Genomic DNA, 25,673 nt, shown 5'->3' with positions numbered 1-25,673 from the left:
AAAACCCGCGCACGGGCCATCGGTAACAAGGGCGTGGTCACGCCGCAGCCGGTCGCGAGGCTGAACGCGGCGGTGCGCGGCCGCCCGGGTTGCCGGTATGCTTGGACGACCATCCGTCGTAGCGCAGTCTCCCCCGGCCGACGCCATGAAAGCCCATGTATACAAGAGCCTCCGCAAGGACGGCGCCTACCTGTTTCTCGCCGCACGCGACGATTTCGAACGGGTGGCCGCGTCTGTTCGCGGGCCATTGGAGCCCTTCCAGCTGGTGCTGGAGGTCGACCTGACGCCACCGCGCGAGCTGGCCCGGGGCAATGCCGCGGAGGTGCGCGAGAGTCTGGCCCTGCGTGGCTTTCACGTGCAACTGCCGCCAGCCATCGACATTGACCCATTGACCTCCGATTGGGGCACCGATGCTTGAGTCGCGCAGATTGACCAAGCCCGTGGCCGCTCTGGCAATCACCGCGCTGGTGCTGACCGCATTGACCGGCGCGAGTGGCCTGAATGGCTGGGCTGTGGCCATTGCCGGAACCCTGGCGCAGCCCCTGTTTGCGCTGGCCGCCCGGTATTGGCAGGTTCCGGCGCCGTTGGGTCTGGCCCGGTCGCGCGCCGAGTTGGCGCCACTGCTTGCGCTGTGGGCGCTCGCGTTCTCCGCGTTTTCCCTATTGGTGGCGTGGCCGTTGTCGCTGGTACTGGCCAGCGGGTCCCTGCTTTCGACCTTGGCACTGAGCGCGGTGATCGGTATCGCGCTGCTGGCGCTGTGGCGCTGGTGGCCGTTGTGGCAAGGGCTGGAGCATGACGGTGGTTCACTGAGTGACCACTGGCGCGCCCGCGACGGGCTGGAACCGGGCGCCTGGCGTGGTCTGGTCGTGGCCGTGGCAGTGGCGGCAATCAGCGGGTTGATCCTGTGCCTGGCCTGGTCCGGCCTGGCGGTGGGCGCCATGCGTTGGGCGATGGTGGTGGCGCTGGCCGCGGCATCGGTCGGGCTGCACGGGTATCTGCAGCGTGTCACCCCGGCCGACGCAATGGAATATCTCGGTGAGGAAGACCTCGACGACGATCTGCCGCAAGCGGCCGTGGACACGTCCGCCATGGTTGTGGATGAAGCTGATGGAGAACCCGATGGCGCCCCGGCTGTCGCCATTACCGTCGGCGACACCACGGTGGTGCCGGAGGAGGTCGTCATTGCCGTACCGGAGCCGGCCGCGCCGACGGAGCCTCTGGAGCCGGCGTTGTACGACGCTGCCCGCGGTGGCCGCGTCGAGCGCGCGCTGGAGTTGGTGGACGCTGGCGCGGATCCGCATGCGCCGCCACCGGCCGACGATCGCGACCAACGCAGCCTCGCGGTACTGGCGGCCGTGCTGCCCGACCTGCGCTTGTTGCGCGGGCTGATTGCGCACGGCGTCGACCTCAACGGCCTGCATGCCGGGATCACGCCATTGCTGGCGGCGACCCGTGACAGCTGGCACGGCCGGCCCGATGCGGTCACCACCTTGCTGGCCAACGGGGCCGATCCGCGTGCCACCGATGGCGATGGCAATACGCCGCTGCACCTGGCCGCACGCAGCTCCGACCCGGGCGTGGCGGCTCTGTTGCTCGATGCCGCCGCCGATCTGGAAGCACTCAACAGCGAGGCATTGTCGCCGCTGGGGGTGGCCTGCGCGGCCGGCAACTGGCGGTTGGCCAAGTTCCTGCTCGAGCGCGGCGCCAAGCCCGAACCCGTCGATGGTCAGCCTGCACTGTTGGCCGCCGCTGGCGGGGAGGACGACGACACCGCCGGCGTCGCGCTGCTGCTGAAGATGAAAGCGCGCGCGGATGCCCGCGATGGCCAGGGTCGCAGCGCGCTGCACCAGGCCGTCCGTGCCGGCCATGCGGAGATCATCGACGCCCTGCTCGCCGCCGGTGCTGACCCCGCCGCCACCGATGACCAGGGCGCCAATATCCTGACCCTGGCATGCCAGTGCGAGGGCACGGATCCGGAACTGCTGCGCAAGCTGCTCGCGCTGGGAATTGATCCGCAGTTGCACGACAACGTTGGCAAGCGTGCGATCGATTACGCCGCCCAATCCGGCCGCTGGCCGCTGGTGGCGGTGCTCGACCCGGACTACGCGTTCCCGTCCAGGGTCGGCCACGACGACCAGGATCTGCTGGCCGACCGGGCGCCGGCAACCTTGCTGCGCGATGGACTGGCCGAGGGCCGGGAAGATGCGCTCGAGGAGGTTGCCGCCTTGCTTGATCCGCGTCAGTTGGGCGCGTTGTTGCACGATGGGGATACGGCGCTGCCGCCGCGACAGATCGCGTGGCTGCTTGCGCACGGCGCCGACCCGGAAGTTCGTGACGGCCGCGGTATCACGCCGATGTTCGCCATGCTCAAGCGGGGGCCGGCAGCGGTGGACGCGTTGCAGACGCTGCTCGATCACGCCGTTTCCCCGGCCGGGGTGGGCGGTCTGGCCGGCTTCCTGGGCGCGTGTGTCGGCAACGATCGCGCTACCGATGGACTGGAGCGGCTGGCGCTGGAGTTGCTGGAGCGCGGCGCCGACCCATTTGGCAGCAATGGCGCCAACGATCCGCCGCTGACACTGGTGGTGCGGTTGGGCTGGCGACAGTTGCTCGACCGGCTGCTGGCGACCGGGGTGGACTTGGACGCCCGTGACAGCCGCGGCATGAGCGCATTGCACCTGGCCGCCGCACTGGGCCGCCAGGACATGCTGAAACCGCTGGTCGCCCACGGTGCGGCGCCCGATCTGCTCGCCGCCGATGGCCAGACGCCGCTGGGCGTCGCGCTGGCGATTGGTAGGCGCGACCTGGCCGACTGGCTCGACTGGCGCGGTTGGCCACTGCCGCGGCGGCGCCTGCAGCCCGCTGACGTTCCGGCGGCGGCGATCGTGGGCGACGCCGATGCGGTGCGCCGCCTGCTTGAGCTGGGTTTGCCGGTGGATGCCACCGACAGCCAGGGTTGCAGTGCCTTACTGCGAGCATCGGGCGGCGGGCATCGCGCCGTTGTCGACCTGCTGCTGGCCCATGGCGCGGACCCGCGACTCGCGGCCGGCACCGGGGCCACGCCGTTGTCGGCGGCGGTCAGCATGCGCCATACCGATATTGTCGAGCGCCTGTTGGGCGCCGGCGCCGATATCGAGCAGCGGCTGCCGGGTGGGTTGACCGCGTTGATGGTGGCCTGCGCACTGGGGCTGCCGGACCTGGCCGCACGCCTGGTGGGAGCGGGTGCCGATGTGCGGGCACTGGACGCGCAGCATCGGGGCGCGCTGCATTGCGCGGCCATGTTCGGCTTTGCCGCGCAGGACCGCACCCACCTGATGGCCTTGTTCGACATCCTGCTGCTGGCCGGAGCCGAAGCCGATCTGGACGCGGAAGCGGGCCACGCCACGCCATTGCTGCTACTGCTGGGTGCGCGCGCCGAGCCGGGCAGCGCGGCCGTGGAAGAGGTGCTGATTGCCGGCCTGGAGCAACTGGTGGATCACGACGCGCGCCTGGACGTACAGGATCCGCGCGGTTTCGGGCCGTTGCACCTGGCGGCGCTGCACGGGCTGCCCGCGGTGGTCACGTGGCTGCTGCGCGCCGGTGCCGATCCGGATCTGCGCGACACCCTCAACCGCACGGCGCGCGAAATCGCGGTGATGCGTGGCTTCGTCGATATTGCCGCCCAGCTCAGTCCGGGAATGCCGGGTGGCGATGTGTCGATGGCGCGCCTGTTGCGCGACCAGTCCTAGCTTCTGCCGGACTTGCGAGCCTTGGCGGCAGTGTCTTGCTCGGCGTGGTTTACGGCGGCGCCTCGCGTTTGGTGGTGATACCACCCAGCACGCCTTCCCCGCGGTCGGCATCGAACAACTGCTCCAGCTCGCGACGGGCCAAGGTCGACGCCTGCAATATCGCGTCTTCATCGTCATGCACCCGGTATTGCGCCTCCAGCAAACGTTCGTCGAGCGCCAGGAAGCGCTGGGCGTGGTCATGGGCGAGTTCGGCCGGCAGACCCAGCGCGGCCAGCACGTCCTCGCCGAGCTTCAAGCTGGAGTGCAGCATCTCGCGCGTGCCGCGCGCGCCCAGGTCCATCAGCTGCCAAGCGTGGCGCCGGTCACGCGCCCGTGCGAATACCGTCGCTTGCGGATACAGGTGACGGATCACCCGCACCGTGCGCAGGCTGCTGGCAGGGTCGTCGATCGCGATCACGAACACCTTCACGTGCGCGGCGCCGGCCGAGCGCAACAGCTCCGGTCGCGCCGGATCGCCGTAGAACAACGGGTTGCCGAAGCGGCGCATGAAGTCGACCTGGTCGGCGCTGTGCTCGATCGCGATGAACGGGACTTTCTGCGCCACCAGCAATCGCGCCACGATCTGTCCGAAGCGGCCGAAGCCGGCAATCAGTACCTGCGGGTGGCCGTCCTCAGGTGGCGGATCGAAATCGCGTGGCGGCCTGACCACCGGATGGCCTCGCAACAGCCGGGCGACCGCCATCATCAACAGTGGCGTCAGCGCCATCGAGATACCGACCGCAGCGACCAGGCGGTCGCGCATCACGTCCTCGATCAAGCCGGCCTTGACCGCTTCGGAAAACACCACGAAAGCGAACTCGCCGCCCACCGCCAGCACGCTGCCCAGTTGCAGCGCATCGCGTCGCGACAGCCGACCGGGGCGCACGCCAACGCCGACCAGAATGGCGAACTTCACCACGATCAACACCAGCACCATCAGCTCGATCAGCAGTGGTTCGGCGAACACCAGCTTGAGGTCGACACTCATGCCGACCGCCATGAAGAACAGCCCCAGCAGCAAGCCCTTGAACGGCTCGATCTGCGATTCCAGCTCGTGGCGGAACTCCGAGTCCGCCAGCAGCACGCCGGCCAGGAACGCGCCCAGGCCCGCCGACAACCCCGCGCTCTGCATGATCCACGCCGAACCCAGTACCGCCAGCAACGCCGCGCTGGTGAACACCTCGGGCATCGCCGACCGGGCGACGAAGCGGAACACGTGGCGCAGCAGCACCCGTCCGCCGAACACCAACGCTACGATCGCGAATACCGCCTTCGATACCGCCTCCCATCCCAGCCCGCCCTCGGCATGTGCGGCTCCGAGCAACGGAATCGCGGCCAGCAACGGGATGGCCGTCAGGTCCTGGAACAACAGGATCGCGAACGCCAGCCGGCCATGTTCGCTGCTCAATGCCTTGCGTTCGGACAGCAACTGCAAGCCGACCGCGGTGGATGACAGCGCCAACCCGAGCCCAATCACCAGCGCCGCTTTCCAACCGAAGCCGGCCAATGTCGCCAGCAGGCCGAGCGCCAGGCCGGTGACCAGCATCTGCGCCCCGCCGGCGCCAAACACCGGCCGCCGCATCACCTTCAAGCGCGCCGGTGAAAGCTCCAGGCCGATCACGAACAGCATCATCACCACGCCGATCTCGGACGCCGCCATCACCGGCTCCGCGTTGCGGATCACCCGCAGTCCGTAGGGGCCCAGCGCGACTCCCGCGGCCAGGTAGCCCAATACCGCGCCCAGGCCGAAGCGCCGGAACACCGGAACCGCGATCACCGCCGCAAGCAGGAACACCACCGCAAGTTCAAGACCGCCACTGCTCATGCGTCATCCTCCGTTGCTGAATTATGCGCGTGACTCCTCAGCAACCAAACGGGCGCTGAGGTACGCCCCTCGATCGTGGTATCGCCGGGACAGCCGTGTTTGCGCGGTGCGCTGGTTGTGTCTAGTCTCGAGTACGAACCTATTATCCAAGGAGGGTGTCAATGCGAATCGCGATCATTGTTCTCGCACTGTTGTTGCCGTTGGCCGCGCACGCTGACGAAAAGCCGCCGTCGGTGTTCGAACTCAATGCTACTGGCGACATCGAGATCGGACCACAGGGTGAGGTCCACTCATACAAACTTGATGAAGGACTGTCGCCGCCGGTGGAGGAGCTGCTGGAGCAGAGTATCCGGCAGTGGCGCTTCGAGCCGATTACCGTCAATGGCAACCCGGTGATTGCCGCGACCCGCATGCGCCTCGTATTGCAGGCGCTGCCGACCGGCAGTGATGGCTACCGACTGCGCGTCGAGGACGTCTGGTTCGGTGACCCCAGTCGCGAGAAGAATGACATGCAGCCTCCCCACTATCCCCGGAACGCCGTGCGGGCCGGTGTCGGGGCGAAGGTCATGATGGTGGTAAAGATCGATGCGGAGGGCAACGTCGAGCGGGTGCATGCCGAACAGGTAAGCCTCAGCCAGGAATCACGGCGCGATTCGGTCAATCAGCGTTGGCGCAAGGAGTTCGCCGAGGCCAGCGCGCGGGCAGCGGAGCAGTGGTCGTTTGACATCAGCGAGACGATCGGTGGCAATCCGGTCGGCACCAGCGTCCGGATTCCGGTGTCGTATACGCTCGGCGACAACGTCAACAACACCTGGCACGGGTTTGTCCCTGGCCCACTTAACCCGATCCCCTGGCCTACCGGTAGTTCGGTGGCGGACGCCGGCGCAACCACGCTCAAAGACGGCGAGTTGCGTTCGCTCGGATCGCGGTTCGAGCTTGAAACCGATGTGATCGGCTCGATACTCTGACCGCAGCCCACGCACAACTGCTTCGCAAACAAAAACGCCCGGCAACAGATTGCCGGGCGTTTTTATTGGGCCGATGTATTTGGCCGAGTTACAACTCAGCGCTTCATCGAGCCGAAGAACTCGTCGTTGGACTTGGTGCTCTTCATCTTGTCGAGCAGGAACTCCATCGCGCCGATCTCGTCCATGCCGTGCAGCAGCTTGCGCAGGATCCAGATCTTCTGCAGCAGCTCGGGCTCGATCAGGTAATCCTCGCGGCGGGTGCCGGAGCGGTTGATGTCGATGGCCGGGTACACGCGCTTCTCGGCGATGCGGCGGTTGAGATGAACCTCGGAGTTGCCGGTGCCCTTGAACTCCTCGTAGATCACCTCGTCCATCTTGCTGCCGGTATCGACCAGCGCGGTGGCGATGATCGTCAGCGAGCCGCCTTCCTCGACGTTGCGCGCCGCACCGAAGAACCGCTTCGGGCGATGTAGCGCGTTGGCGTCGACACCGCCGGACAGCACCTTGCCCGAGCTGGGCAGGACGTTGTTGTAGGCGCGCGCCAGGCGGGTGATCGAGTCGAGCAGGATCACCACGTCCTTCTTGTGCTCGACCAGGCGCTTGGCGCGCTCGATCACCATCTCGGCGACCTGCACGTGGCGGCCGGCCGGCTCGTCGAAGGTCGAGGAGATGACCTCGCCGCGCACGGTGCGCTGCATCTCGGTGACTTCCTCGGGCCGCTCGTCGATCAGCAGCACGATCATGTGCACGTCGGGATGGTTGTGGCTGATCGCGGTGGCGATCTGCTGCATCATCATCGTCTTGCCGGCCTTGGGCGGGCTGACGATCAGCGCGCGCTGGCCCTTGCCCTGCGGCGCCATCAGATCGAGGATGCGGCCGGTGATGTCCTCGGTGGAGCCGTCACCGCGCTCCAGCTGGAACTTGCGACGCGGGAACAGCGCGGTCAGGTTCTCGAACAGCACCTTGTTCTTGGACGCTTCCAGCGGCTCGCCGTTGATCGTGTCGACGATCGACAGGGCGAAGTAGCGCTCGCCATCCTTCGGGAAGCGGATCCGGCCCGACAAATGGTCGCCGGTGCGCAGGTTGAAGCGGCGGATCTGGCTGGGCGAGATGTAGGTATCGTCCGGGCCGGCCAGATAGCTGGCCTCGGCCGCGCGCAGGAAGCCGAAGCCGTCCGGCAGGATTTCCAGCACGCCGTCGGCGGCGACGCCTTCGCCGTGGCGGGTCAGCACCTTCAGTACCGCGAAGATGACGTCCTGCTTACGTGCGCGGGCGACGCCTTCGGAGATGTTCAGTACTTCGGCGATGTCGAGCAGCTTCTGCGCCTGCATCCGCTTCAGGTCGCCCAGCGAGTACTTCGGGAAGTCCTCGGGGACTTGCGGATTGGTGCGCGGGACGAAGGGCTCGTTGCCGCCGTCATCGCTGGGCAGGCCGTCGCGGTTGCCGCCACCGCCACCGCCACTGCCCTTTCGATCGCCACGATCACGACGACCGCGGAAGCGCTCGCGACGATTGCCGCGACCGCCTTCCTGGTCGCGATGTTGGCCGTCGCGATGGCTTTCGCGCTGCGGGTTGTTATCGCCGCCGTTGCCGTTGCCGTTGCCATTGCCGGATGCGGGTTGTTCACTCACGGGCGCAGGATTTTTCTTCGGCGGATTGGCGGCTGCCGGGTCACCGGATGTGGCTATCGGTGCCGGGTTCGCGGACGGTTGGCTCGAAGGCGCCGGGCTTCCAGCTGCCGGCGCGGCCGGTGCCGGACTTGCCGAAGCCGCATCCGGTGCCGGCTTCGCGGCAGGTCGTGGCTCGGTCTTGACGACGTCGGCCTTGGGTGGCGCAGCGGGCTTCGGGGCGGTGGCCTGTGGCGCATCGCTCTGTGGCGCCTCCACCTTGGTGGCGCTGGCTTTGGGGGCTTCGGTCTTGCCGGTGGTGGCGGCAGCCTTGCTGGCACGCGGCTTGCGCACGCGCTTTTCGGCAGTATCGCCGGCGTCGGGGATGTTGTCGGACAAACGGGTATTCCTCGCTAAGCGGCGAGCGTCCGCATCGGGCGGACGAAGCGTCAGGGACGTTGGGTTTCGAGAAGGGTGCGGCGGGGAACGTGCTTTCGCGGACCGTCAGTTACAAGTGGGCCGCTGGGTCGTTCAAGCGCCGGGTACTGCGAAACTAGCATTGCCACCAGCCCTGCCGCAAGTGGTGCGGCAGGGGTAGCTGACTGAACAGTTCAGCTGGGGTGCAAAAAAGCTCAGAGCACCTTGTCGATCATCTGCGCCAGTTGCACCTTGCCGACCGCGCCAATCTGGGTCTGCTGGACTTCGCCATCCTTGAACAGCAGCAGCATCGGGATCGAGCGCACGTGGTACTTCATTGCGGTGGCGCGGTTGTGGTCGACGTTCAGCTTGGCAATCTTGACCTTGCCGGCATAGTCGTCGGCGAGCTGATCCAGCGCCGGGGCGATCATCTTGCACGGGCCACACCACTCGGCCCAGAAGTCGACCAGTACCGGCTCGGATGATTGCAGTACGACAGCGTCGAAATCGGCATCGCTGACCTGGATGGTTTTATCGCTCACGTGGTTCTCCTGGGGTGGGGCGGGCGCCGATGGCAGGTTTTGCCTGGCTTTGCGCTAAGCTGGGGCGTTTCGCGGCGGCTTCAAGGCCTCCGCACGCTGTGGTCAGGACATGCTGACCGACCTTGGCAGTCTGCTTGGCGGACGCCACCCACGCAAGCGCAGTCCTGCGCGCGGATTCCTGAAACATATGAGTGACAAGCCTTTAACCGACATTACCTTTGATTCCTTTGACCTCCACCCGCGGCTGCTGGCCGGGCTGGAGTCCGCTGGTTTCACCCGTTGTACCCCGATTCAGGCGATGAGCCTGCCGGTCGCGCTGAAGGGCGGCGATGTCGCCGGCCAGGCCCAGACCGGCACCGGCAAGACGCTGGCGTTCCTGGTCGCCACGATCAACCGCCTGCTGACCCAGCCGGCGCTGGCCGAGCGCAAGCCCGGCGATCCGCGTGCGCTGATCCTGGCGCCCACCCGCGAGCTGGCGATCCAGATCCACAAGGATGCGGTCAAGCTCGGGCCGGAAGTGGGCCTGACGTTCGCGCTGGTGTACGGCGGCGTGGATTACGACAAGCAGCGCGAGCTGCTGCAGCAGGGCGTGGACGTGATCATCGCCACCCCCGGCCGGCTGATCGACTACGTCAAGCAACACAAGGTGGTCAGCCTGCACGCCTGCGAGGTCTGCGTGCTGGATGAGGCCGACCGGATGTTCGATCTTGGCTTCATCAAGGACATCCGCTTCCTTTTGCGGCGGATGCCGGGGTGCACGATCCGCCAGACCCTGTTGTTCTCGGCGACGTTGAGCCATCGCGTGCTCGAGTTGGCCTATGAGCACATGAACGAGCCGCAGAAACTGGTCGTCGAGTCGGAGTTCATCACCACCTCGACGGTGCGCCAGTTGCTGTACTTCCCCGCCGACGAAGAGAAGATCCCGCTGTTGCTGGGCCTGCTGTCGCGCAGCGAAGGCGCGCGCACCATGGTGTTCGTCAACACCAAGGTCTGGGTCGAGCGGGTTGCCCGCGCGCTGGAAAAGGGCGGCTACCGGGTTGGTGTACTCAGCGGCGACGTGCCGCAGAAGAAGCGTGAGTCGTTGTTGGCCAAGTTCCAGAAGGGCCAGTTGGAAGTGCTGGTGGCGACCGACGTTGCCGCCCGCGGCCTGCATATCGACGGGGTCAAGTACGTCTACAACTACGACCTGCCGTTCGACGCCGAGGACTACGTCCATCGCATTGGCCGCACCGCGCGGCTGGGTGAGGAAGGCGATGCGATCAGTTTCGCCTGCGAGCGCTATGCCATTGGACTGCCTGACATCGAGGCCTACATCGAACAGAAGATCCCGACGGCACGGGTCGAGCCGGAGTTGCTGGTGCCGCTGCCGCGCCCGGTGCGTGAAAAGGTCGAAGGCGAAGAGCAGGAAAGCGTTGGCGCGATCTTCAAGGAAGCGCGCGAGCAGCGCGCCGTCGAGGAGGAGCGTCGCGGGGGTCGTAGCCGTACTGGTGGTAGTGGTGCAGGTCGAACCGGCGCTGGTAGCCGCCGTGATGGCGCTTCCGGATCACCGGGTCCACGCCGCGCGGCCGCAGCCGGTGCTGCCGCCGTGAACAGCCAGCCCGGTATCGATGCCAGCGCGAGTGCGGATACCGCAGTCACCGCTCCCGCGCAAAGCAGCCCGTTGCACGGTGCGCCGAAGCCGGCTCCGCAGTCGGCAGCTCCCGGCGCCGGGAGCGCGACGGCCGAGGGCGATGAAGCCGCTCGTCCGCCACGCAAGCGTCGCCGGCGACGCCGTGGGCGCAAGCTCGAGGAAGGCCAGACCAGCGGACAGGCCGGGGACCAGACAGCGCAGGCGCCAACCCCGGCCGCAGCCGGCAAGACCCCGGCCGGCAAGACCGGAAATGCAAACGCTCAGCCATCGCGGAGCACGGGCAACACCTCCGGCTCGACCCGACAGGTCACTGCCAACAAGGTGGTTTCGCAGCCCAGGACGCCGCCGTCGTCCAGCGACGAGAAATCCGGACTCCTCGGTCGCATCGGACGCGGATTGAAGTCACTGGTGACCCGCGGGCCACGTTCCAACCATTGATCCCGTCGACGGGGCCGATACCGGTCCCGTCGCTTGGACATCTCCCGGTGATTGGCGCCACGTCGGACAGTGGCGCTAGCCATTGCCGCCGCCGCCGTCGATACTTGGCGCCATCGTCTTCGACAGGTGCGCGATGAGCGTCTTGCGCTTCGACAACGTCAGCAAGCAATACAGCGGTGGTCGCCAGGCCTTGGCCGAGGTCAGCTTCGAGGTCGCGTCGGGCGAGATGCTGTTCGTCACCGGGCATTCCGGTGCCGGCAAGAGCACCTTGCTGAAGCTGATCCACCTGTCCGAGCGGCCCAGTCGCGGCGCGGTGCTGTTTGGCGACAAGAACCTGATGCGGGTGCGTGGCCGCAGGATTGCCATGCATCGGCGCCAGGTCGGCGTGGTGTTCCAGGACCATCGCTTGCTGGCCGACCGCAGTGTCGCCGATAACGTTGCCTTGCCACTGTTGCTGCAGGGCCTGCGTCGGGCCGAGATCATCAAGCGGGTACGTGCCGTGCTCGACCGGGTCAGCCTGGGCGCGCGGGCACAGGCATTGCCGTCCCAGCTGTCGGCCGGTGAGCAACAGCGCGTCGGGATCGCCCGGGCGATCGTGGGCGAGCCGTCGTTGCTGGTTGCCGACGAACCCACCGGCAACCTGGACCCGACCTTGTCGGCGGAGATCATGACCCTGTTCGAGTCGCTGCCCGAGCGCGGCACCAGCGTGCTGATCGCCAGCCATGACCTGGCCCTGGTCAAGCGGATGAAGAAGCGCGTGCTGGTGCTCAACCAGGGCCAGCTGGTGGATGACATCTCGCCCGAGGATCTTGCCGAATGACCGGTCCCGGTACCCGCGCCGAGACTCAGGCGAAGGCGCGTTCGCGCACCCATCGCGGCGGACTGGGGACCTGGTTCGACCACCACGTCTACAGTCTGGTCGCCAGCGTGGGACGCATGGTACGCAAGCCGTGGTCGACGGCATTGACGATCGGGGTGATGGCGTTGGCGTTGGCGTTGCCGCTGGGGCTGTGGTCGGCGCTGGCCAATGTCGAGCGCTTCGCCGGCGACGTCCAGGAGGCCCGCCAGGTCAGCGTTTTCCTGAAGCCGGAGATAAGCCTGGATCGTGCCCGTGTGCTGGCCGACGAACTGCGCGAGCGTCCCGACGTGGCGGCGGTGGAATGGCGCACGCCGGAGCAGGGGCTGGCCGAATTACGCGAGACCAGCGGCCTGGGAGAAACGATTTCCAGCCTCGACGGCAATCCGTTGCCGAGCTTGCTGGTGATCCGGCCCAGTGGCGATGAAGCCTTGTTGGCCGCGTCGCTGGAACAGTTGCCGGAGACCGACATCGTCCAGCACGACGCGGCCTGGCGCGTGCGCCTCGACGGCTGGTTGCGGTTCGGCGGACGCCTGGCCTGGGTGCTGGCGGCGATGCTCGGCCTGGGTGCCTTGCTGGTGGTCGGCAATACCGTGCGCCTGGACATCCAGCAACGCACCGATGAGATCAACGTGCTGCAACTGCTGGGCGCGGCCGATGGCTTCATCCGGCGCCCGTTCCTGTACCTGGGTCTTGGCTATGGTTTGGTCGCCGGGGCGCTGGCTCTGGCGCTGCTGACCGGAGCGGATCTGTCGCTGCGCGCTCCGTTGGCCGAGCTTGCCAACAGCTACGGCAGCAATTTTGCCCTGCAGGGGTTCAGTGTCCGTGCTGCGATCGCCGTCGTAGCCGGTGCCGGGCTGCTGGGCTGGATCGGTGCCTGGCTGGTCACCGGCCACTACCTGCGCCAGACCCGGCCGACCGATACATGACCGCCATGGCCGACAAGTTGCGGCACGTCGCCAACACCGTTCCCCGGGTGATGGTGGTCGATGGCTCGCGACTGGTGCGGCGCTTGATCGGCGATGTACTGGTGCGCGAGTTGGAGCATGTCGAGGTGGTGCCGTGTGCCAGCATCGCCGAGGCCGGCGAGGCGCTTGCCGCCGGCCCGGTGGACCTGGTCACCACCGCGTTGGCGTTGCCCGACGGTGACGGCATCGCGTTGGCGCGAACCGTGCGCGAGGCGGCGGGCCAGGCCTACGTGCCGGTCATCGTGGTCTCCGCCGACGCCCAGACGCACCTGGAGTCGCGCCAGTTCACCGAGGACGTCACCGACTATTTCGACAAATCGCTCGGCCATGCTGCGCTGGCCACGTTCATTTGCGGCTACGTGCAACCGCAGACGATTCCCGGCGCCCGCGTGTTGTACGTCGAGGACAGCCGGGTGGTGGCGTTGGCGACCAAGCGAATGCTGGAGCGGCAGCAACTGGAAGTGCTGCATTTCGTCGGCGTGGAGGAAGCGCTGGAGTACCTGGAAGGCCATCGTGGCCAAGCCGATCCGGGTACCGACCTGGTGCTGACCGACGTCTACCTGAAAGGTGAGCTGGAGGGCAGCGACCTGCTCGACCGGCTGCGCAACGATTTCGGTTACGGCAAGCGCCGCCTGCCGGTATTGGTGATGACCGGTGATGCCAACCTCGACAACCAGAGCGCGCTGCTGCGCGCCGGCGCCAATGACCTGGTGCTCAAGCCCATCGAGGAGCGGTTGCTGGTGACCAAGACCCTGTTCCAGCTGCGGTTGGCGAAACTGGCCTGAGCACGGGCGTTTCGCGGCCGGCTTTTGCGTTTCAATTCGAGCTCCGTTCAGCGTTCTCACGAGCAGGTCATGCCGGCGATGTGAGCATGACTGCATGCACAAAGCCGATGCCGCACCGACCCGCTTCACTGAAGATCAGTTCAGCGAAATCGACTTCAGCGAAGACAAAAAGCTGCTCCTTGCCGAGCCCAACCCGGACTGGGACGTCGTGCTGGGCCACGGCCCGGTAGTCGCCACCGCCATTCACGACGGCCACGCGATACGACCCTCGTTGCGCTCGCACCTGGCCGTCACCGATGACGAGCGACGCCGCGAGGAGGATCCGCTGACCGGCCTGTTGACCGCCGTCGGCGACGTGCGCATCCGGGTCGATGCCTCGCGCTTCCAGGCCGACCTCAACCGCCCGCGCGAGAAGGCCATCTCGACCGATCCGGCGGATACGTGGGGTTTGCGCGTCTGGCGTGGCGAGCTGCCCGCCACCGAGCGCGACCAGTCACTGGCCGACTACGACGCCTTCTACGCCATGGTGGGCGAGTTGATCGAGCGCTTGATCGACCGCTGGGGCACCGTGCTGTTGATCGATATCCACAGCTACAACCACCGGCGCGACGGGGCCAATGCCGCGCCGGCCCCGCAGCAGGACAATCCCGATATCGAGCTGGGTGTGACCACGCTGGATCCGGACCGCTGGGGCGAGGTCGCGCTGCGTTTTGCGCAGGCCTTGCGCGACACCCCGGTTGCGGGGCGCCATCCCGACGTGCGCGAGAACGTGCGCTTCCCGACCGGCGGATATTTCCCGGAATGGGTGTACGCCACCTGGGGCGAACGGGTCTGCACGATCTCGCCGGAATACAAGAAAATCTACATGGACGAGTGGACCGGGCAGGTCAATATCGCGGCGCTGGAGGACTTTCGCCGCGGCCTGCACAACGCCGTCGACGCAGTGCGCGGGCAGTTCACCGCATGCACGTGAATTCGCCCTCGCTCCCGTCATCGCCGACGCCGCGGGTGACGCGCCCGCTGCCGCCGATCGCCGCACGGGTCGACGTTGAACTGGCGCGCATGGACGGCGAAGTCGACTGGCTGTTGGCGCTGTCGCCCATCGGCAACGACCAGCTATGGAGCAGTTTCGAAGCCAGCGGATACACCGCGATCGAGCCGTTGCAGTACATCGACCTGGAGGTCGACCTGCACGCCGTCCGGGAGCGTTTGCGCGGGTTGCCGGTGGACGACATCGAGTCGCCGTTGTTGTCCGGCCTGCTGTCGGAGAAGCAGCGTGAGCTGGAGCGGCAGATCGAATTGGTGCGGCTGCGCGGTACCGATGGCTTCATCAACGCCAGCCTGGATTTGTTTGGTGGGGTGGATCCGCCGCTGCTGCAACTGGCCAAAGAGATCCTGGCCCAGGTTCAGCCGGGCACCGGTCAACAGGCGGACGCCGGCATCGACGAGATCATGGCGGCGGTGGAAGCGGAAGTGGACTGGTACCGCCAGCAATCGCCGGATTTCCATTTCCAGGTGGTGGTCGATACCGATCTCAACTCGCTGATGATGGTCTCGCACGGTACGTTTTACGTTGACGGCGATATCCGCATCCCGCACGCGCGCGTGCAGCCGTTGATCCAACACGAGATCGGCACCCATGTGGTGACCCGGCACAACGGCCACCGGCAACCGCTGCAGCAACTCGAGGTCGGGCTGGCCCATTACGATCCGCTGCAGGAGGGTCTGGGCGTATTGGCCGAGTACCTCGCCGGCTACCTGCCCGCCGAGCGGCTGCGCTCGCTGGCCGCGCGCGTGGTCGCGACTGAGATGGCGATCCACGGCGAGGACGTGCCGGCCATTTTCGACCTGTTGCACCGGACCCACGGGTTTCCCACCGAGGATGCCTTCGATGTCGCCGTTCGCGCGCGCCGCGGCGGCGGCCTGACCAAAGACGCGGTGTACCTAAGCGGTCTGCGCGACCTGATTGATTACCTGCACGCCGGCGGTGCGTTCGAGCCGTTGTTCATCGGCAAGTTCGCCCTGTCGCACCGGGTGGTGCTGGACCAGTTGCTGGAAGAGGGCTGGGCGAGCATGCCCGACTTGCTGCCGCGCTATTGCAGTTTCCCGGAAACCGAAGCACGTCTGGCCCGATGCCGAACCCTTCCCGTTACCCAGTTATTCCACAAGGAACCCGCCACATGAGCAGCACCTCCAAGGCCGATCCAGGCGACAAGACCTCCACCGTGGCCGAGCCGGCCGCCAGCGCGGCGGCATCGCCGGAGCCCGTCAAGCCCGACCCGATCAAACTCGGCTTCGTCATCAACGACATGGCGACCGAAAAGAACAACTACACCACCATCCGGCTCGCGCGCACGGCGATCAATCGCGGCCATTCGGTGGCGCTGATCGGGCTGGGCGACTTCATCTACGATGCCAACGGCACCATTCGCGCGATTGCCCACATACCGCGCCACACGCAGTACAAGGACGACGACGAGCTGCTCGCCGACCTGCAGGACGAGGGCGCGGAGACCCAGCGGATCTCGGTGGAAGAACTCGATGTCCTGTTGCTGCGCAGCGACCCGGCCGAGGAGGTAGTCGACCGGCCATGGGCGCCGAACAGCGGCTTGTTGTTCGCCCAGTTGGCCACGCTGCGCCACGTGATCGTGCTCAACGATCCCACCCACCTGACCGATGCGTCCAACAAGACCTATTTCCAGCATTTCCCCGAAGAGGTGCGGCCGGTCACCTGCATCACCCTGGATGCCGACGAGATCAAGTCGTTCATCAAATCCCACGACGGTTACGGCGTGATCAAGCCGCTGCAGGGCTCGGGCGGGCAGAGCGTGTTCGTGGTGACCCCCGACAGCGACGCCAACCTCAACCAGATGATCGACGCGGTGACCCGCGACGGCTATGCGATTGTCCAGGAATACCTGCCCAAGGCGGTCGACGGCGACCTGCGCCTGCTGACCCTGAATGGCCGGCCGTTGATGGTCGACGGTCATTACGCCTGCTTCCGTCGCTACAACGACAGCGGCGATGCGCGCAGCAACATCACCGCCGGCGGCAAGATCGAGATGGCCGTGCCCGATGCCGATGCGCTGCGCCTGGCCGAGATCGTCGGGCCCAAGCTGATGCGCGATGGCATGTATCTGGCCGGGCTGGATATCGTTGGCGACAAGATGATGGAGATCAACGTCGATACGCCCGGCGGCATCAACATGGCCGAGGAGCTGACCGGCGTCGACTTCAGCAGCCACATCATCGGCGACCTGGAGCGCAAGGTCCGGTTGCGCGACCAGTACAAGCGCACCTTGAGCAACACCGAGCTGGCGATGATGTGATCGCGCCCGGCCTTGTCGAGTCCGCCACTTTGCATTCCACGTGGCCATCGGGTCTGATCGTGCTCCGGCCCCGCACGTGATCCCCATGGCAGACGACGCACGCATCAAGCTCGAACCTTCCTGGCGCTCCCGCGTCGGCGACTACCTGCTGCGCGATGAGATGCAGGCGTTGTCCGCGTTTCTTCGTCAGCGCCATGCCGGGGGTGCCCGGATCTATCCGCCCGGCCGGGACATCTTTGCCGCCTTCGATGCCACGCCGTTCGATGCGGTCAAGGTCGTGATCCTCGGCCAGGATCCGTACCACGGGCCGGGCCAAGCACACGGCTTGTGCTTCTCGGTGCGACCGGGGGTGCCGGTTCCGCCGTCGCTGCTGAATATCTATAAGGAGATCGAACGTGACATCGGCGTCGCCCGCCCCGACCACGGCTGCCTGCTGCCATGGGCCCATCGTGGGGTGTTGTTGCTCAATGCGGTGCTGACGGTGGAAGCCGGTCGCGCGGGTGCCCACCAAGGCAAGGGCTGGGAAGGATTCACCGATCACGTGGTGGACACGCTCAACCGCGAACGCGAGGGTCTGGTGTTTCTGTTGTGGGGCAGCTACGCGCAGAAAAAGGGCCAGATCATTGATCGCCAGCGGCACAAGGTCCTGAAGGCGCCGCACCCCTCACCGCTGTCGGCCCACCGCGGGTTTACCGGTTGCGGGCATTTTTCCGCCGCCAACCAGTACCTGTCCCGGTGCGGCCAGGCACCGGTCGACTGGTCGCTGCCAAGCGCCGCGGCACTGGCCGGGACCGCTGCTGATGACCCCGATTCGACCAGTGCGGTTTGATCGGGAACTCACGCGGCCGCTGGCAGTCTCTAGTTACGAGAATATTGGCCACTGTCCCATGAGCGGAACACTGCCGCCCAATCGATCCATTAGCACACACCCATATAGCCTGCTAAAATGCACCCCATGACTGATATCGCCATTGCCAATCCTCTTGTATCCAACAGCCTGCCGGTTCCCAGTGCGCTGGGATCGCTGGATGCCTATATCGGTGCGGTCCACCGCATCCCCGTGCTCACCGTCGAGAACGAGCAGGCGCTTGCACGCCGCTTCCTTGGTGAGGAAGACCTCGGCGCCGCGCAGGAGCTGGTTCATTCGCATCTGCGCTTCGTGGTTCACGTGGCTCGCGGCTACAACGGTTACGGGCTGGCGCTGGGCGACCTGATCCAGGAAGGCAACATCGGCCTGATGAAGGCGGTCAAGCGCTTCGATCCCGACCAGGGCGTGCGTCTGGTCAGCTTTGCGGTGCACTGGATCCGTGCCGAGATGCACGAGTTCATCCTCAAGAACTGGCGCATCGTCAAGGTCGCCACCACCAAGGCGCAGCGCAAGCTGTTCTTCAACCTGCGACGCAGCAAGAAGCGCCTGGGCTGGATGAACGCCGAGGAGGTGCGGGTAGTGGCACGCGACCTCAATGTGTCCGAGCGTGAAGTGCTGGAGATGGAGTCGCGGCTGTCCGGCCGGGACATCGGCTTTGACGCGCCGACCGCGGACGACGAAGAACGCGCGCCGCCATCGCCTGCCGCCTACCTGCGCACCCACGACGAGGATCCGTCGCAGATCTACGAGCGTGAGAACCAGGAAGACCACCAGGTGGGCCTGCTCCATGAAGGCCTGGCAAAGCTCGACGAGCGCTCCCGCGACATCGTCGCCCGGCGCTGGCTTGGCAACGAGAACAAGGTGACCTTGCAGGAGCTGGCCGACGAGTACGGCGTATCCGCCGAACGGATCCGTCAGATCGAGGCCAACGCGATGAAGAAGATGCGCACCTTGTTCGCCGCGTAGTACTGAGCTCTACATCGCAGTGATCCACAACGGCCCGGGAAACCGGACCGTTTGCGTTTGGGAGCGAAGTTTAAAAAGCCGGGAAAGAAGAAGGCCGCGTCATCCCCCCCGAAGGGCTCGTCATCCCCGCGAAAGCGGGGATCCATGGACTTGGATATTCAAGCAATTAACGCTCATGGTGTTGCACTTCGATATTGAGAATACCCGGTAAGGACCGGTTATCGGGCGGACTGCTCGAAGCTCTTGGTCGGCAACACGGGCTGGCAATGATGACGGTGGTGATGCGTTAGGCTCGACGCAAACCGCATGGAGCCTTACCGATGGCCGATACCGACAAGCGCATTGCCCTGCTGATCGACGCCGACAACGCGCCGGCCGCCAAGATCGACGTCATCCTTGCCGAGGTCGCCCGCTACGGCGTGGCCAACGTGCGGCGCGCCTACGGCGACTGGAAGAACCCGCACCTGAAAAGCTGGGAAGGCTGTCTGCACCAATACGCGATCCGGCCGGTCCAGCAATTCGCCTACAGCCGCGGCAAGAACGCCTCGGACATGGCCATGGTGATCGACGCGATGGACCTGTTGTACGCGCGCAACCTGGACGGGTTCGCGATCGTGTCGAGCGACGCCGACTTCACCCCGCTGGTGATGCGGTTGCTGACCGACGGCGTCAAGGTCTACGGCTTCGGCGAGAAGAAGACCCCCGAACCGTTCGTCAACGCGTGCTCCAAGTTCACCTACGTCGAGGCGCTTGGCCAACCCGAGCAGGTCGGCGCGAGCGCCGCGACCCCGGCAAGCAGTGCCTCCGCCCTGCGCAGTGATGCCCGCCTGCTGCAGATGTTGCGCGGCGCCGTCGACTCGGCCAGCAGCGACGACGGCTGGTCACGATTGGGTGCGGTCGGCCAGCAGATCGGCAACCAGGCCTCGTTCGACTCGCGCAACTACGGCTACCGAAAGCTCAGTGACCTGATCGAGGCGACCGGCGTGTTCGACGTGCGTCGTGACGAACAGACCGTGCTGGTGCGTGAGAAGCCGGCGCGCGCCACCGCCAAGAAGGCACCGGCGCGAAAGAAGGCGGCGCCCGCAACCCGGGCTGCTCAGTAAAGATCGACCGGATCCACGTCTAGCGACCAGCGCACCTTGCGCGCTTCCGGCATTGCATGGATGGTCGGCAATGCGGCATCAAGGGCGGCGTGCAAGCTCCGGCGTCCGGGTGACGACAGCAACAGCTGGCTGCGCTGGTAGCCGGCGCGGCGCGGCATCGGGGCCGGCAACGGCCCGCTGAGTTCCAGTGTCGCGTCCGCCTGGGCTTCAATCGCGGAGCGCGCTGATTGCAGGAAGCCATCGGCCAGCTCGGCTTGCTTGGCTTCCGCCCGCAACATGGCCAGATGGGTGAACGGCGGCAAGCCGGCGGCTTCGCGCTGTCCCAGTTCTGCATGGGCGAACGCGCCATAGCCGCCACTGAGTAGCGTGGCCAGCAACGGGTGCTCGGGATGGTGGGTCTGCAGCACCACTTGGCCCGGCTTGTCGGCGCGGCCGGCGCGGCCGGCGACCTGGATCAGCAATTGCGCGAGCTTCTCCGGCGCGCGGAAGTCCGCACTGAACAACCCCTCGTCGATGCCGACCACGGCCACTAAAGTCAGGTTCGGCAGGTCGTGGCCCTTGGCCAGCATCTGGGTGCCGATCAGGATGCCGGGATGGTTGCCAAACTGCGCCAGGTGGTCTTCCAGGGCGTCCCGGCGACGGGTGGTGCCGCGGTCGATCCGCAACACTGGCAGGTCGACAAAGCGCTCGCGTAGCGCCTCTTCAATCCGTTCGGTGCCCGCGCCTTGGGACTGCAGCGCCAGCCCTCCGCAATCCGGACAGGCATTGGGGGCCGGCCGGCGCGCGCCACAGTGGTGGCATTGCAGTCGCCTGCCGGAAGCATGCACGGTCATCGGCGTGCCCTGGGTCGGCGTGCTGCAGCGCTGGCATTGCGCGCTCCAGCCGCAGTCGTGGCACAGCAGCACTGGTGCGTAACCGCGGCGGTTCTTGAACACCAGCACCTGGCCGTCGGCGGCCAGTGCCTGCGCGACCGATTCCAGCAGTTCCGGCGACAGCCCCGCTTGCAGCGGCCGCTTGCGCACGTCCAGCACCCGCACCCGGGGCGGCCGGGCGTTGCCGGCGCGCTGGTGCAGCCGCAGGTGGGTGTGACGGCCGGTTTGCGCGTTGTGCAGCGACTCCAGCGACGGGGTGGCACTGCCCAAGACGATCGGCACGCCGAGTGCCTTGGCCCGTACCAGGGCGAAGTCGCGCGCGTGGTAGCGGATTCCGTCAAGCTGCTTGAAGCTGCTGTCGTGCTCCTCGTCGATGATGATGATGCCGGCTTCCGGCAGCGGCAGGAACACCGCCGAACGCGTGCCGAGGATGACCCGCGCCTCGCCGCGCAGGCAGGCGGTCCAGGTGCGCGCTCGCTCGCCATCGGACAATCCCGAGTGCAGCAGGTGCACCGGCACTCCGAGGCGGGCGCGAAAGCGGCCGAGCAACTGCGGGGTCAGTCCAATCTCGGGCACCAGCACCAATGCCTGGCGGCCGCGCGCGAGGCAGTCGGCGATCGCGTGCAGGTAGACCTCGGTTTTGCCGCTACCGGTGACCCCGTCCAGCAGGAAGGGTGCGAACTCGTCGCGACCGGCCAGCAGCGCGTCCACTGCAAGCTGTTGCTCGGCGTTCAAGCCAGGCCCGGCGCCTGGAGGGGCCAGCCGTTGCGATGGCGCGATGGCGATCCGCTCGGCCAGCCCGCGTTTGGCCAGCGAGCGCGCGGCGCTGCGCCAGTCCGTGATCGGCGGGTCGAGTGCGTCCTCGGGCACCGCGCCCACTTGCAGCCGCTCGGCCAGCTGACGGGGTCGTCCGGCGCGCATCCCGTCCAGCGCGGTCTGGCCGGCCGGGGTCAGTTGCCACGCCCACGCATGGGTGTCGGGCAGCGGCTCGCCATGGCGCAGTGGCCCCGGCAGCGCGGTGGCGAACACCTCGCCCAGCGGCGCGTGCGCATAGCGGGCCAGCCAGCGCAGCGAGGCCAGCAATTCACCGCCAAACAACGGCGTCGGGTCGAGTACCGCCAACACCGGCTTCAGGGCCGGTGCGCCGGGCTCGGCGTCGGTGCCCAGCGCCGCCACCACCCCGATCCGTTCGCGTGGGCCAAAGGGCACCCGCACGCGGCTGCCGATACTGGCAGGCGTGCCTGAATCGGGCGCCAGATAGTCGAACAGTCGCGGCAATGGCAATGGCAGCGCGACGCGTACGACGTGTGGCACGGGTGGGTGGGCAGGCATCACCCCAGTCTAGCGGTCGGGCCCAATTCACCGGAGTCAAGGATGGGTGAAGTTGCAGGCCATTGTTGCCTGAACCGTGACGAAGTGTGCGCAAGCTCCCGTTTTTGAAGGGGTTTGTCTTTATCCACATTAGTTGTGGATAACTCTGTGGATGGGACCTCGGCAATATTGCGTGATCGCGACGGCACAAGCCCTTCAGCCGGGTTGATGAAAAAAGCGCCAAACCGGATAAACCCATGCAAATCATAAGGTTGTCCGTGAAACATCGCTGAAATATGGCATCGATAAAACTGAACAGAGCGTTTATGTCAAAACGATGACCGCTGTGTACAACCGTTTCCGGTTACAGCCCGTATCCCGCTTCGTTCGTGGCGCATTGGGGGGTTTGTCAAGCCGTCCCGTGCCGTCAGCGGCTGGTTATGATGACGCCATGCCGAAGTTGTCCCGATGACCAACCCCCAACCCGACAATCCGCGACTCACCGGGCGCGCCCCAGCGTCGCCCGCGTTGGCGGCGTTCCTGCGTGGCGTGGAGCGGCGGGGAGCGGTACTGGCGGAACTGCAATGTGGCGATGCGGATACTGGCGACATTGCACTCGGCGCGACGATGGCAAAGTTTCGGCTCCAGGCCGGTGAATGGGCCATGGGCGAGTGGCCGTGGCGCTTCTGGGCGCTGCTGTTGGCGGAGCCGGGGTTACACGCACGGGTGCAGGCTCCGGCGGCGATCGAGCTGGAAGCGACCGACCGTCTGGCGGCGATGGGCAGCGGTCCACGCGCGGCCTTGCTGTTGCGGCTGGCCGCCGGGCTGGGGGAAGCCGATGCCGCCGCGGTGTTTGCGATCAGCGAAGCGACCTATCGCCTCGCCTTGCAGCGGGCACTGCCGCATCACCCCGACGGCCGTGCCGACCCGCGGGCCTGGCAGCGCTTGCGTGAGCAGGTTCACCACCGGATCAAGACCCTTCCGCCGGCGCGACTGGCGAGGCTGGGCCTGATGCGTGAAGCGGCTTTGCGCGGCAATACCGTACCCGGACCGGGCACGGCAGCGGGATCGTCGTGGGGTAGCGGTGCGGCGCCGACCATTCGACCGCGGTGGTTGATGCCGGTGCTGTGGAGCGCACTGGCGTTGTGTGCGCTGGCGTTGGCGGTCACGTTCTGGGAGCCCGCCCGGACCGCGCTGGAAGGGCCCCCCGCAGGTTCGGTGTGGAAACGGGCGTTGCCGGCACAGTCACCGGCCTCTCGCTACGATGCCGATGCGGGCTTGGTGGCTCACCGTGATTTCGAGTTGCTGGCCGATCCCGGCGGTGAGGTCCAGGCACAACGACTCGGCTTCCATTCGTGGCTGGCCGCGCGTGGTGTCAGCACGCCGTTGCCGGGAGCCGAGGCCGGCCCCAGTCGGAAAGCATCGGCCAATGATGATGTCTCGCCGCCCGACATCGACAGCACGGGGGAGACCGCTGATGAACCGTAGTGGCCGCTGGTCGCGCTTTGCTGCAGGACTGCTGGTACTGCTCGCGACTGCGACTACCTCCGCGCAGGACCGCCCGCCGGTGCTGGACGACTTTGCGAACGTCTTGCCACAGCTACAGCCCGAGGCACGCGCCCGGTTGCAGCGCCATGCCGGGCAGTGGGCCGGTTGGAGCGAAGCGCGGCGAGAACAATTCCGGCAGAGTGCAGCGCAATGGAAGGCATTGTCCCCGGCCGAACGTGACGCGCGCCGCGAGCGTCATGCGGCCTGGCAGGCGATGTCGGCCAGTGAGCGCCGGCAGATAGCGGCCGCCGCTGCGGCGTATGCGACGCTGCCCGCGGATCAGCAGCAGGCGTTGCGGAGCGAGTTCGACGCGCTTGATCGCAGTGAGCGCCGTGGCTGGATGCTGGGGCCGGATCTGGGCGCCGACTATTCCGCGTTGCAGCCGCTGCTGGCGCAGGTGCCCGAGGCCGAACACGAGGCATTGTTGGCGGTACTGCGGGAGTTGACGCCGATCCAGCGCCGCGACCTGGCGGTACTGGTCCAGCGCACGCCGCCGCAGGAGCGCGCCCGCGTGCGCAGCGAGTTGGTATCCACCGCCGCGAGCAATCGCGACGACTGGTTGTGGAACCGGCTGCACCGTTGACCGGCCGCCGGCGCGTCGCTCATGCGTGCGCCAATTGGGCGAGAAACATCAGCATCGTCGCGGCCATCAACAGCACGAAATAGATCATGCCGACGACGACGTATTTGACCAGGGTCATCCACCAGCCCTGCTGGTAGACCCGCTTTTGCATGAGCAGCAGGTAGATCGGCATCCACACCACCACGGCGGCGAACAGCACGTCCAGCACGACCCCCAGCCAACTCGCCTGCGGTGCCAGCCAGGAGTCCAGCGACGACAGGGCGAAGGTCAGCGTCAGCGCGATCAACAAAAACACATGGCTGTACAGCGCGACCACCAGGTGCTCCAGGTACAGCCGCCGCTTGAACAGATAGGCCAGCTTCAACATCAACGCGAACACCGGCACCAGCAGGAACAGCGCCGACGGTGCGGCCGACATCAGTACTTGCAACCACACGTCCAGGGTGGCGCCGTCCATCGACTGCATGTTGGTTTCGATGTTGCCGATCTTGCCGTTGAGCCAACGGTTGGCGAAGTCCGGCCACCAGCCGATCACGAACGGATTGGTCTGCGCGTCCCATTCACCGCTGTGGCCGAACAGATTGATCTGCACACGCCTGGGTCTGGATTCCGCGGTTTCGGGTGTGCCGACCACCGCCTGCGCGGCATCGTCCACGGGCGCACCGGTCAGCTCGACCACCCGGTTTGCCGCCGCAGCGCGCACACGCACTTCGGCGGTCACCAGCAGGGTGTCCACGCCGAAGGTCTGGCCGGCCTGCTCACGGGCCTGTTCGATGTCGGCGACCAGTTGGTCGCGGACGCGCTCGACCTCCGCGACGCTGGTTGCCGCCTCGATCGCCGCGACGCCCTCCACCGTTGTCGTGCTTTCGTCGATATGTACCGTCGACGCGCCGATGAAGAAGGCCAGTATGCTGAGGATCACGAATAGCCGCAGCGGCGCGATGTAGCGCGCACGATGGCCGGCGAGGTAGTTGCAGGCGACCTTGCCGGGGATCATCAGTTCGCGCAGGGTGCGGAACACGCGGCCGTCGAGGTGCCAGAACGCTTCGAAGAATTCTTCCACGGCGTGGCCGGCGTGGCGGATCGGGTTGTGCGACGACTGCCCGCACTGATGGCAGAACTCGCCCTGCAATGTCGCGCTGCAGTTCTCACAGTGACTGGAGTCGTGATGGGTCGCGGATTTGCTCATGGCAGGCGCTGTTCACGGGTCGTCATAGGTGAGCCGGTAAGATAGCGCTCCGTCGCGACCCGGCGCCAGCGCCCGACACCGGTTCGGGGCGCGGCTGCAGTTGC

The 25,673-nt window shown here is 66.5% G+C and carries 19 protein-coding genes and 1 pseudogene; 15 read left to right on the top strand and 5 right to left on the bottom strand.

What is annotated here, in order from left to right; translation table 11 throughout:
• Positions 1-145 precede the first annotated feature (145 nt).
• Both ACW5DN_RS10555 and ACW5DN_RS10550 read left to right on the top strand, forming a co-directional pair.
• Entirely contained in the window at positions 146-418 is a 273-nt protein-coding gene (locus tag ACW5DN_RS10555) for a YcgL domain-containing protein (protein ID WP_456962625.1), read from the top strand.
• A 298-nt stretch (positions 419-716) separates the two neighbouring features.
• Complete coding sequence (locus ACW5DN_RS10550) at positions 717-3,725, top strand: ankyrin repeat domain-containing protein (protein WP_456963040.1); 3,009 nt, start codon at positions 717-719, stop codon at positions 3,723-3,725.
• 49 nt (positions 3,726-3,774) lie between these two features.
• On the opposite strand, the gene ACW5DN_RS10545 is transcribed toward ACW5DN_RS10550, so the two are convergent.
• The gene (locus tag ACW5DN_RS10545) at positions 3,775-5,589 is read right to left on the bottom strand and encodes a monovalent cation:proton antiporter-2 (CPA2) family protein (protein ID WP_456962624.1); all 1,815 of its coding nucleotides are present in this window, start codon (positions 5,587-5,589) and stop codon (positions 3,775-3,777) included.
• Positions 5,590-5,750: 161 nt separating this feature from the next.
• On the opposite strand from ACW5DN_RS10545, the gene ACW5DN_RS10540 reads away from it, so the two are divergent.
• A complete protein-coding gene (locus ACW5DN_RS10540; RefSeq protein ID WP_456962623.1) occupies positions 5,751-6,557 on the top strand; it encodes an energy transducer TonB in 807 nt (268 codons plus the stop codon).
• A 95-nt stretch (positions 6,558-6,652) separates the two neighbouring features.
• Here ACW5DN_RS10540 and rho read toward each other — a convergent pair.
• A pseudogene (gene rho / locus ACW5DN_RS10535) lies at positions 6,653-8,077 on the bottom strand (transcription termination factor Rho); the annotation flags it as partial.
• Between the two features lie 719 nt (positions 8,078-8,796).
• Positions 8,797-9,123, bottom strand: coding sequence for a thioredoxin TrxA (gene trxA / locus ACW5DN_RS10530; protein WP_456962622.1), 327 nt, complete (start codon positions 9,121-9,123; stop codon positions 8,797-8,799).
• Between the two features lie 187 nt (positions 9,124-9,310).
• On the opposite strand from trxA, the gene rhlB reads away from it, so the two are divergent.
• The 10 genes from rhlB (at position 9,311) to ACW5DN_RS10480 (ending at position 20,066) form a co-directional block, all read left to right on the top strand.
• Positions 9,311-11,191 carry an ATP-dependent RNA helicase RhlB gene (rhlB, locus tag ACW5DN_RS10525; RefSeq protein WP_456963039.1) on the top strand — a complete coding sequence of 627 codons (1,881 nt, stop codon included), beginning with the start codon at positions 9,311-9,313 and terminating at the stop codon, positions 11,189-11,191.
• A 133-nt stretch (positions 11,192-11,324) separates the two neighbouring features.
• Positions 11,325-12,011: a cell division ATP-binding protein FtsE gene (gene ftsE / locus ACW5DN_RS10520; protein WP_456962621.1), complete on the top strand. Its 687-nt coding sequence runs from the start codon at positions 11,325-11,327 to the stop codon at positions 12,009-12,011.
• Complete coding sequence (ftsX, locus tag ACW5DN_RS10515) at positions 12,008-12,976, top strand: permease-like cell division protein FtsX (protein ID WP_456962620.1); 969 nt, start codon at positions 12,008-12,010, stop codon at positions 12,974-12,976. Before ftsE ends, ftsX begins: the two co-directional genes overlap by 4 nt.
• 5 nt (positions 12,977-12,981) lie before the next feature.
• Positions 12,982-13,800 carry a response regulator gene (locus ACW5DN_RS10510; protein WP_456963038.1) on the top strand — a complete coding sequence of 273 codons (819 nt, stop codon included), beginning with the start codon at positions 12,982-12,984 and terminating at the stop codon, positions 13,798-13,800.
• A gap of 94 nt (positions 13,801-13,894) precedes the next feature.
• The gene (locus ACW5DN_RS10505) at positions 13,895-14,773 is read left to right on the top strand and encodes an N-formylglutamate amidohydrolase (RefSeq protein ID WP_456962619.1); all 879 of its coding nucleotides are present in this window, start codon (positions 13,895-13,897) and stop codon (positions 14,771-14,773) included.
• Positions 14,764-15,984, top strand: a complete 1,221-nt coding sequence (locus ACW5DN_RS10500; RefSeq protein WP_456962618.1) for a flavohemoglobin expression-modulating QEGLA motif protein — start codon at positions 14,764-14,766, stop codon at positions 15,982-15,984. The genes ACW5DN_RS10505 and ACW5DN_RS10500 overlap by 10 nt, the downstream gene beginning before the upstream one ends.
• The gene (locus ACW5DN_RS10495; RefSeq protein WP_456962617.1) at positions 15,981-17,129 is read left to right on the top strand and encodes an ATP-grasp domain-containing protein; all 1,149 of its coding nucleotides are present in this window, start codon (positions 15,981-15,983) and stop codon (positions 17,127-17,129) included. Before ACW5DN_RS10500 ends, ACW5DN_RS10495 begins: the two co-directional genes overlap by 4 nt.
• 85 nt (positions 17,130-17,214) lie before the next feature.
• Positions 17,215-17,958: a uracil-DNA glycosylase gene (gene ung / locus ACW5DN_RS10490; protein ID WP_456962616.1), complete on the top strand. Its 744-nt coding sequence runs from the start codon at positions 17,215-17,217 to the stop codon at positions 17,956-17,958.
• 126 nt (positions 17,959-18,084) lie between these two features.
• Positions 18,085-18,963, top strand: coding sequence for an RNA polymerase sigma factor RpoH (gene rpoH, locus ACW5DN_RS10485; RefSeq protein WP_456962615.1), 879 nt, complete (start codon positions 18,085-18,087; stop codon positions 18,961-18,963).
• Between the two features lie 320 nt (positions 18,964-19,283).
• Positions 19,284-20,066 (top strand): NYN domain-containing protein, encoded by a 783-nt coding sequence (locus tag ACW5DN_RS10480; protein WP_456962614.1) that lies wholly within the window; start codon positions 19,284-19,286, stop codon positions 20,064-20,066.
• Here the strand turns inward: ACW5DN_RS10480 and ACW5DN_RS10475 are convergent.
• Positions 20,060-22,270 carry a primosomal protein N' gene (locus ACW5DN_RS10475; protein ID WP_456962613.1) on the bottom strand — a complete coding sequence of 737 codons (2,211 nt, stop codon included), beginning with the start codon at positions 22,268-22,270 and terminating at the stop codon, positions 20,060-20,062. The two genes, ACW5DN_RS10480 and ACW5DN_RS10475, sit on opposite strands and share 7 nt — an antisense overlap.
• A gap of 447 nt (positions 22,271-22,717) precedes the next feature.
• On the opposite strand from ACW5DN_RS10475, the gene ACW5DN_RS10470 reads away from it, so the two are divergent.
• A complete protein-coding gene (locus tag ACW5DN_RS10470) occupies positions 22,718-23,737 on the top strand; it encodes a hypothetical protein (protein WP_456962612.1) in 1,020 nt (339 codons plus the stop codon).
• A complete protein-coding gene (locus tag ACW5DN_RS10465) occupies positions 23,727-24,380 on the top strand; it encodes a DUF3106 domain-containing protein (protein ID WP_456962611.1) in 654 nt (217 codons plus the stop codon). The genes ACW5DN_RS10470 and ACW5DN_RS10465 overlap by 11 nt, the downstream gene beginning before the upstream one ends.
• Before the next feature lie 19 nt (positions 24,381-24,399).
• On the opposite strand, the gene ACW5DN_RS10460 is transcribed toward ACW5DN_RS10465, so the two are convergent.
• Positions 24,400-25,569, bottom strand: a complete 1,170-nt coding sequence (locus ACW5DN_RS10460) for a DUF3667 domain-containing protein (protein ID WP_456962610.1) — start codon at positions 25,567-25,569, stop codon at positions 24,400-24,402.
• Positions 25,570-25,673 lie beyond the last annotated feature (104 nt).

This window comes from Lysobacter sp. A289 (genome assembly GCF_054072675.1).
The sequence above is the reverse complement of the archived record's forward strand: the minus strand, read 5'-3'. Positions and strand labels throughout refer to the sequence as shown.